The 7,416-nt window shown below is 64.2% G+C and carries 7 protein-coding genes and 1 pseudogene; 4 read left to right on the top strand and 4 right to left on the bottom strand.

What is annotated here, in order from left to right:
* The first annotated feature begins 170 nt into the window (after positions 1–170).
* The 3 genes from G3436_RS15725 to G3436_RS15715 all read left to right on the top strand — a co-directional run bounded on the left by G3436_RS15725 (position 171) and on the right by G3436_RS15715 (position 3,545).
* Positions 171–395 (top strand): hypothetical protein, encoded by a 225-nt coding sequence (locus tag G3436_RS15725; protein WP_163946601.1) that lies wholly within the window; start codon positions 171–173, stop codon positions 393–395.
* A 207-nt stretch (positions 396–602) separates the two neighbouring features.
* Positions 603–1,877 (top strand): OprD family porin, encoded by a 1,275-nt coding sequence (locus G3436_RS15720; protein ID WP_163946604.1) that lies wholly within the window; start codon positions 603–605, stop codon positions 1,875–1,877.
* Between the two features lie 165 nt (positions 1,878–2,042).
* On the top strand, positions 2,043–3,545 hold the full coding sequence (locus G3436_RS15715) for a GGDEF domain-containing protein (protein ID WP_163946599.1): 1,503 nt from the start codon (positions 2,043–2,045) through the stop codon (positions 3,543–3,545).
* On the opposite strand, the gene G3436_RS15710 is transcribed toward G3436_RS15715, so the two are convergent.
* Entirely contained in the window at positions 3,542–4,021 is a 480-nt protein-coding gene (locus G3436_RS15710) for a ferritin-like domain-containing protein (RefSeq protein WP_163946596.1), read from the bottom strand. The genes G3436_RS15715 and G3436_RS15710 overlap by 4 nt on opposite strands.
* Positions 4,022–4,227: 206 nt before the next feature.
* On the opposite strand from G3436_RS15710, the gene G3436_RS15705 reads away from it, so the two are divergent.
* Complete coding sequence (locus G3436_RS15705; protein ID WP_043864478.1) at positions 4,228–4,458, top strand: DUF3820 family protein; 231 nt, start codon at positions 4,228–4,230, stop codon at positions 4,456–4,458.
* Here G3436_RS15705 and G3436_RS15700 read toward each other — a convergent pair whose 3' ends face one another.
* From G3436_RS15700 to G3436_RS15690, 3 genes and pseudogenes are all read right to left on the bottom strand, one after another.
* A complete protein-coding gene (locus tag G3436_RS15700; RefSeq protein WP_163946594.1) occupies positions 4,459–6,186 on the bottom strand; it encodes a PTS fructose-like transporter subunit IIB in 1,728 nt (575 codons plus the stop codon).
* A pseudogene (pfkB, locus tag G3436_RS15695) lies at positions 6,183–7,137 on the bottom strand (1-phosphofructokinase). Before pfkB ends, G3436_RS15700 begins: the two are co-directional and overlap by 4 nt.
* Positions 7,137–7,416, bottom strand: a 280-nt coding sequence (locus tag G3436_RS15690) for a putative PEP-binding protein (protein WP_163946592.1), incomplete at its 5' end; no start/stop codon positions are given. The pseudogene pfkB and the gene G3436_RS15690, both read right to left, overlap by 1 nt.

Here is a 7,416-nt window from a genome sequence, read left to right as displayed (position 1 = left end):
CAGTGGAGTACCTGTGGGAGCTGGCTTGCCAGCGAAAGGCGCACCGCATGCCTTGACTGTTGCCAAAAGCGCAACAGTGCATTGCCCGATCCCCCCTTTTTCACCCCGCCGCCGAGGACTATCGTAGCCAGACCAAATAGATAGCTTGCTAAGCAAGAAGGTAGCTTCAAATGTCCAACAGTATGGGTATTGCCAGTATTTTCGTCCTGTCGTCCGTATTGCTCTCGCCGCTGGCCATGGCCGAAGAATCGCCGTCCTTCGTGGCCCAGTATGCCGCCCACGCCGCCGCCGCCCAACGAGGTCGCGAAGCCTTGGCCCAGCAACATCAGGATCACGCAAAAGGCCTGGAACAAACCGCTTCCAAAGAGACTGCAAAAGCCGACAAGGACAGCTGACAGGCTGTCGTTGCGCGCTGCAGAGCAAAGCCGCTGTCGATCAGCGGCTTTTTTCCGTCTGCTGAAAAGTACCGGTGAACAATCTGTGACCTCGCCTGCAGACACCGCTTCGCACAATAAGAACGTCTTGCACCTTCACCTCAAGGAGTTTCATCGGTGACCCACGCTTTTCGCTTCACCCCGCTGTTTGTTGCACTGGCTGCAACGATGCCACTGCAAGCTCACGCAGAGCAGGCCGAGGGCTTCGTCGAAGGCGCCAGCCTCGATGTGCTCAGCCGCAACTACTACCTGAACCGCAACCAGTTGCAGCGTGGCAACCACGACAACCGCGAATGGGGCCAGGGCTTCATCGGCACGTTCGAGTCCGGTTTCACTGCAGGTACGCTCGGTTTCGGCCTGGACGCGCATGCCATGCTCGGCCTCAAGCTCGACGGCGGTGGCGGCACCGCTGGCTCCAGCATCCTGCCGTACAACTACACCCACGACGATGAACTGGGCAAGGCCCCCGATTCGTTCTCCAACGCCGGCGCCGCGGTCAAGCTCAAGGCGTTCGATACCGTGTTGAAGGCCGGTGACCTGTTCCTCAGCAACCCGGTGATCGCCGGCGGCGAGTCGCGCATGTTGCCGCAGACCTTCCGCGGCGTCAGCCTGAGCAACACCAGCATCGACGGCCTGCAACTGGAAGGCGGCCAGGCAAGCTTCACCAAGCTCTACAACCAGAGCGGCCACAAGCGCATCGGCGCCACCTACGGCGCGCTGCCACAAGACCGCGAAAGCCGTCACCTGAACTGGGCCGGGGCCGCCTGGGCCCCTAGCGAGGGGCTGACCAGCAGCCTGTACGCCGCCGAACTCAAGGACGTGTGGAACCAGTACTACCTCGACCTGGACTACACCTGGCAGTTGAGCGACCAGGTCAGCCTCAACCCCGGCCTGCACTACTACCACACCCAGGACACCGGTGAATCGCTGCTGGGGCGTATCGACAACAACACCTACAGCCTGCACCTGGCGCTGAATGTCGGCGAGCACAGCCTCACCGCCGTGTACCAGCGGGTCAACGGCAACACCCCGTTCGACTACATCACCCTGGGCGACAGCGTGTACCTGGACAACTCGCAGATCTACTCCGACTTCAACGGGCCCGGCGAGCGCTCATGGAAGCTCAAGTACACCTACGACTTCCGGGGCCTGGGCATGCCCGGCCTGACCAGCGCAGTGTCGTACTCGCGGGGCGAACTGGACCTGAGCAAGGTCGACCCCAACAGCCCCGGCTACAGCAACTGGTACAGCGCCGAGGGCGACAATGCCCGCCACTGGGAGCGCGACATGGACCTGGCCTATGTGTTCCAGCAGGGCAGCCTCAAGGACCTCAGCGTGCTGCTGCGCTGGGCCTCGCACCGCGGCACCCAGGGTTACTCCCAGGTCGACAACGATGTCGACGAGTACCGCGTGATCGTGCAATACCCGCTCAACGTGTTCTGATCGGCCAGGCAATGAGCCGGCAACTTGCGGCTCATTGCCTACAACTCTCGACAACTTGCCGTACATCATCGCGCGCCATTAACACCTTGTCCGACAATCGGCCCGCACCTAGAATACCGCCGCTTCGCCTGCCCCTTAATCGACAGCGGTCCGAACACGCCGATCATGCCTTCGCGCCCCTCGCCTCAGCGCCCTTCCCTGTACAGGACTCATCCCGAGTTGATCCTGAACCTGGGCAGTTGCCTGGCCGTTCTGGCCATCGTTGCCATCGTCAGCTTCCTGCTGGTGCGCGAGCGAGCCAATGCCGAGCAGGCCGCCTCGCGCGCGGCGCGCAACATCGTGCAATTGATCGATACCGACATTGTGCGCAATGCCGAACTCTACGACCTGTCGCTGCAAGGCCTGATCTGGGCCATCCAGCGTCCCGAACTGATGCGCATCGACGGCCCGCTGCGCCAGCAGGTGCTGTTCAATCAGGCGTTCACTGCGCCGGTACGCGGCGACATCCTGTGGCTCGACCGTGCCGGCAACGTCGTCGCCGACTCCACCAGCGTGGTACCGCGCAGCGCCAACTTTGCCGACAGCACGGTATTCCAGGCGCACCGCAGCAACCCCGGCCTGGGCCTGGTCATCAGCCCACCGTTCAAGGCACGCCTGGGCGGGCTGGACTGGTGCATCAGCTTCACCCGGCGTATCAATGACGCCCACGGCGAGTTCGCCGGTGTCGCTGCCGGCGCCCTGCGCCTGGCCTATTTCAGCGAACTGTTCCAGCGCCTGGACATCGGCCGCGACAGCAGCGTCAACCTGCTCAATAGCGACGGGGTAATGCTCGCACGCCACCCGTCCATGCCCAATGACCCGCTGATCGGCACCAACCTGTCCGGCCAGAGCAACTTCCAGCGTGCCCAGGCGCTGGGCGATGGCAGCTTTACCGCGCGCTCCAGCCTGGACGGCAAGAACCGCCTGTACACCTTTTCGCGGGTGGCCAACCTGCCCTTGCTGGTGGTGGTGGCACTCTCGTCCGATGAAGTGTACGGCTCGTGGCGACGCACCGCGCTGGTGGTCAGCATTGCCACGGGGGTGCTGTGCATCGGCATTCTCTGGCTGTCACTGCTGCTGGGGCGCGAACTGCGTCGTCGGCACAGTGCCGAACAGGGGCTTGCGGCATTGGCTGCTACCGACAGCCTTACGGGGCTGGCCAACCGCCGTCAACTCGACCAGGTGCTGCGCCGCGAGTGGGCACGGGCACAACGCAGCCATCGGGCGCTGGCGGTGCTGATGGTGGATGTGGACCACTTCAAGGCCTTCAACGAACGCCATGGTCACCAGGGGGGTGACGAGGCCCTGCGCCAGGTAGCCGCGGCCATCGCGCGCAGCATCCGCCGCCCGGCAGACCTGGCCGCACGCTATGGCGGGGAAGAGTTTCTGGTGATCGTGCCCGAGACCGAACTCAAGGGCGTGCTGACCCTGGCCGAACGCATTCGCAGCAGCGTCGAGGCGTTGCCACCGTTCGGCAACGACCTGCACCCGGTAACGGTGAGCATCGGGGTTGGCCTGCTGACGCCAGAAGCCCAGCAAGATCTGTCGACCTTGCTGGGCTGTGCGGACGATGCGCTGTACTGCGCCAAACGCAACGGGCGCAACCGCATCGAAACCTACGCGGGTTAAGAACGCGCGCGGGCGGCGTTACGCAAGTCCCTGACCTGATCATGGTTCTTTTGTACGCCATCAAGCTGGCGTTGAACCAGGGTGTACGAGGGGTCTGTCATGCCCAAGCCCAACTTGACCAGTTTTTCGCGCGCTTCCTTGTAGGCCTTCAAGGCATGATCCTCTCCACGCTCAACTTCGTTGAGGACGGCCTCCTCATCCTTGCCGGTCAGCATGGACTTCAGATTCACCCAGCCGCGGTGCAGGTCACCACTGACGCTGGTGGAGGTTTCGGGATCGCCACCCAGCGACCTGACCTGAGCCTGCAGCTCGGCTGCGGCGCTACGGCATTCACCTTCGCGTTGAGTGAAAAAAGATTTCAGCTGAGGATTCTTGACATCCTCGGCCGACGTTTTGAAACCTTTCTCGCCATCCTTGCTGTACTCGATCAAATCATTCAGAACCGAGATTACGTCTTTGTTCAGATCGGTGGTCATGACAGTGCTCCTTTGCATGAGGATAGTTGCCAAGTAACAGAGCAGTGTTCATGCCAGGTTTTAGATTCAAAAAATACCAATATAAATCAACAACTTAAAAACAGATTGAACCTTCTCCGAGCGGCGTTCTGCATGAACTGTCCTTTGGCCTTCATGCAGATTGCATGTATCGTCAGGCCTTTCCTGAACACCCCGCGTTGAGCCCCATGACTCCCGAAACACTTGAACTGCTGGTTACCCGTGAAATGCCCTACGGCAAATACCAGGGCCGGCTGATTGCCGACCTGCCGGGCCATTACCTCAACTGGTTTGCCCGCCAGGGTTTCCCCAAGGGCGAGCTGGGCGGGTTGCTGGCGCTGATGCACGAGGTCGACCATAACGGCCTGGCCGACCTGCTCGAACCGCTGCGCAAAAAGCACCCGCGCCCACGCCCCTGATCAGGCCTTGGCCGGCTCCAGCGCCAGCTCCACCACCTCTTTGCGCTTGAGCACGGCATACACCACGGCCGTCACCAGGCTGCCTGCGGCAATCGCGAAGAGGTATGCCAGCGCGTGGTTGATGGCGTTGGGGATCAACATCACGAACAGCCCGCCGTGCGGTGACATCAGCTTGCAGCCGAAGTACATCGACAGTGCCCCGGTCAGCGCGCCACCCGCGATACTGGCCGGAATCACCCGCAGCGGGTCCTTGGCCGCGAACGGAATCGCGCCCTCGGAAATGAAGCACATGCCCAGCACCAGCGCCGCCTTGCCGGCCTCGCGCTCGCTCTGGGCGAACTTGCGTCGGGCTATGAACGTGGCAATGCCCAGGCCGATCGGCGGCACCATGCCCGCCGCCATGGTAGCGGCCATCGGCGCCATGCTCTGGTTGGCCAGCAGGCCCACCGAGAACGCATAGGCCGCCTTGTTCACCGGCCCGCCAAGGTCCACACACATCATTGCCCCGAGCAGAATGCCCAGCAGCACCGCATTGGCGGTGCCCATGCTGTCGAGGAAGTGCGTCAGGCCATCGAGCATCCCGGCCACCGGCTTGCCCACGATGTAGATCATCACCAGGCCTGTGAACAGGCTGGCCAGCAAGGGAATGATCAGGATCGGCTTGAGGCTTTCCAGGCTGCTGGGCAGGCGTAACCAGTGGCTGATGGCCTTGGCCGCATAACCGGCCACGAAGCCGGCGACGATACCGCCGATAAAGCCGGCACCCAGGCTGCTGGCCAGCAGGCCACCGATCATGCCTGGCGCCAGCCCCGGCCGGTCGGCAATCGAATAGGCGATATAGCCGGCCAGCAACGGCACCATCAAGGCAAACGCCGCGTCCGCGCCGATCTGGTGCAGGGCCGCGGCCAAGGTGCCAGGTTGCTTGTAGGCGTCCAGGCCGAACATGTAGGCCAGCGCGATCAACAGCCCGCCGGCCACCACCATCGGCAGCATGAACGACACGCCGGTCAGCAGGTGCTTGTACACCCCCGACTTGTCACTGCGCGCCGGTGCCACAGCGCCGGCGGCACGCTCCTCGCGCCCCTCGGCCAGGGCCTTGTGCAGCGTGGCCTGGGCCTGCTTGAGCGCCACGCCAGTGCCGCAGCGGTAGATACGCTTGCCGGCAAAACGCTCGGTGGGCACTTCGATATCCGCGGCCAGCAGCACCACGTCGGCCTCGGCGATGGCCGCCGCGCTCAGCGGATTGCGCGCGCCGACAGAACCCTGGGTCTCCACGCTGAAGTGGTAACCCAACTGCTGCGCTGCCTGTTGCAGCGCCTCGGCGGCCATGAACGTATGCGCCACACCCGTCGGGCAGGCAGTGATCGCGACAATCTTCTTGACCGCCGACGCTACCGCAGGCGCCGCGGCGCACGGCTGATGCAGCTGAGCCTGCTCGGCTGCCAGGCGCAGGAAACTCTCCACGTCCTGCAGGGCCTGGGCCGGGGTGCTCTGGAACAGGCGCTTGCCGGCAAAGCGCTGCAGATCGAACGGCCCGGTGCTGATCACCAGCACCCAGTCGGCGGCAGCGATCACCGCAGCCGACAGCTGGCGTTCGGGGTGCTCGGCGTCGTGCACTTCCACGCTGGTACTCCAGCCCTGGCGCTGCGCTGCGGCATCCAGCAGGCGCGCACTGAGCAGGCTCGACACCTGGCCGTTGGGGCAGGCGGTAATGATCGCGATCTTCATTGGTTACCCTCTTGTACGCTCGGGGTCTGTATCACCACCTCGGCTTCCAGCTGCGCCAGTTGCGCACGGTCATAGATGCCAAAGCCGATCTGGGTCACCGCCTGGGCGGCGATGGCGGTGGCGCGGCGCAGGGTCTGCGCGGGCGGCTCGCCGCTGAGCAAGCCGTGCAGCATGCCGGCCAGCAGCGAATCGCCGGCGCCGACCGTGCTGGCCACCACGACCTGCGGCGGCAGCGCCTGCAAGGCCGTGTCGCGGCTGAACCAGATCACCCCGTGCTCGCCCTGCGACACCACCACATGCTCCACGCCCTGGGCAATCAGTTGCACGGCGGCGGCCTGCTGCTCGGCAAAAGTGTGCACCGGGCGACCGAGCGCCTCGGACAATTCGTCGGTGTTGGGTTTGACCAGCCACGGCGCGCTCTGCAAACCGGCGCTCAAGGCCGTACCGGCTGCTGTCGAGCACCACCTTGAGGTTCATCGAACGCAGCCAGGCCACCAGCAGTTGCAACCATTGCGGGCTGACCCCCGGCGGCAGGCTGCCGGCCACCACCACGGCGTCATGGCCGGGCGCGACCTGCTGCAGGCGCGCCAGCAGTGCACTCTGCGCCTGCTCGTCGACCTGCGGGCCAGGCCCGTTGATGTCGGTGACGCGCCCGCCGTCTTCCACCAGTTTGATGTTGCTGCGGGTCTCGCCCGGCACGCGCACGAAGCAGTCGACAAAACCGCGACGGGCCATCAAGGCTTCGAACGGTGACAGGTTGTCCTGGCCGAGAAAGCCGCTCACGCTGACGCTGTGGCCCAGGTCGGCGAGCACCTGCGCCACGTTCAGGCCCTTGCCGGCGGCATGGCTGTGCTGGGCCTGGCTACGGTTGACCTGCCCCTCGCGCAGCACGTCCAGGCTTACGCTTAGATCCAGCGCCGGGTTGAGGGTAAGGGTGAGTATCCGGGCCATCAATGCGTCTCCACCAGGGCACGCACATCGGCGGCACTGCCCTGCAGCAGCGCCTGATGCGCCAATTGCCGGGCCTGTTCAAAATTCAATCCGCGCACCTCGGCCTTGACCTCGGCGATGCTGCGCGCCGCCACACTGAGCTCGTCCACACCCAGACCGACCAATATCGGTACGGCCTGCGGGTCAGCCGCCAGCTCGCCGCAGATGCCCACCCACTTGCCATGCGCATGTGCGGCACGCACGGTGATGTCGATCAGTTGCAGCACCGCCGGGTGCAGG

Origin of the sequence: Pseudomonas brassicae (assembly GCF_010671725.1) — a bacterium.
Classification (GTDB): Bacteria; Pseudomonadota; Gammaproteobacteria; order Pseudomonadales; family Pseudomonadaceae; genus Aquipseudomonas; species Aquipseudomonas brassicae.
The sequence above is the reverse complement of the archived record's forward strand: the minus strand, read 5'-3'. Positions and strand labels throughout refer to the sequence as shown.

Excerpts from the sequence above, each read along its gene's own strand:
- G3436_RS15700 (WP_163946594.1), bottom strand. The coding sequence starts at position 6,186 with ATGAAGATCGCGATCATTACCGCCTGCCCCAACGGCCAGGTGTCGAGC.
- G3436_RS15715 (WP_163946599.1), top strand. The coding sequence starts at position 2,043 with ATGCCTTCGCGCCCCTCGCCTCAGCGCCCTTCCCTGTACAGGACTCAT.
- G3436_RS15710 (WP_163946596.1), bottom strand. The coding sequence starts at position 4,021 with ATGACCACCGATCTGAACAAAGACGTAATCTCGGTTCTGAATGATTTG.
- G3436_RS15720 (WP_163946604.1), top strand. The coding sequence starts at position 603 with ATGCCACTGCAAGCTCACGCAGAGCAGGCCGAGGGCTTCGTCGAAGGC.
- G3436_RS15705 (WP_043864478.1), top strand. The coding sequence starts at position 4,228 with ATGACTCCCGAAACACTTGAACTGCTGGTTACCCGTGAAATGCCCTAC.
- G3436_RS15725 (WP_163946601.1), top strand. The coding sequence starts at position 171 with ATGTCCAACAGTATGGGTATTGCCAGTATTTTCGTCCTGTCGTCCGTA.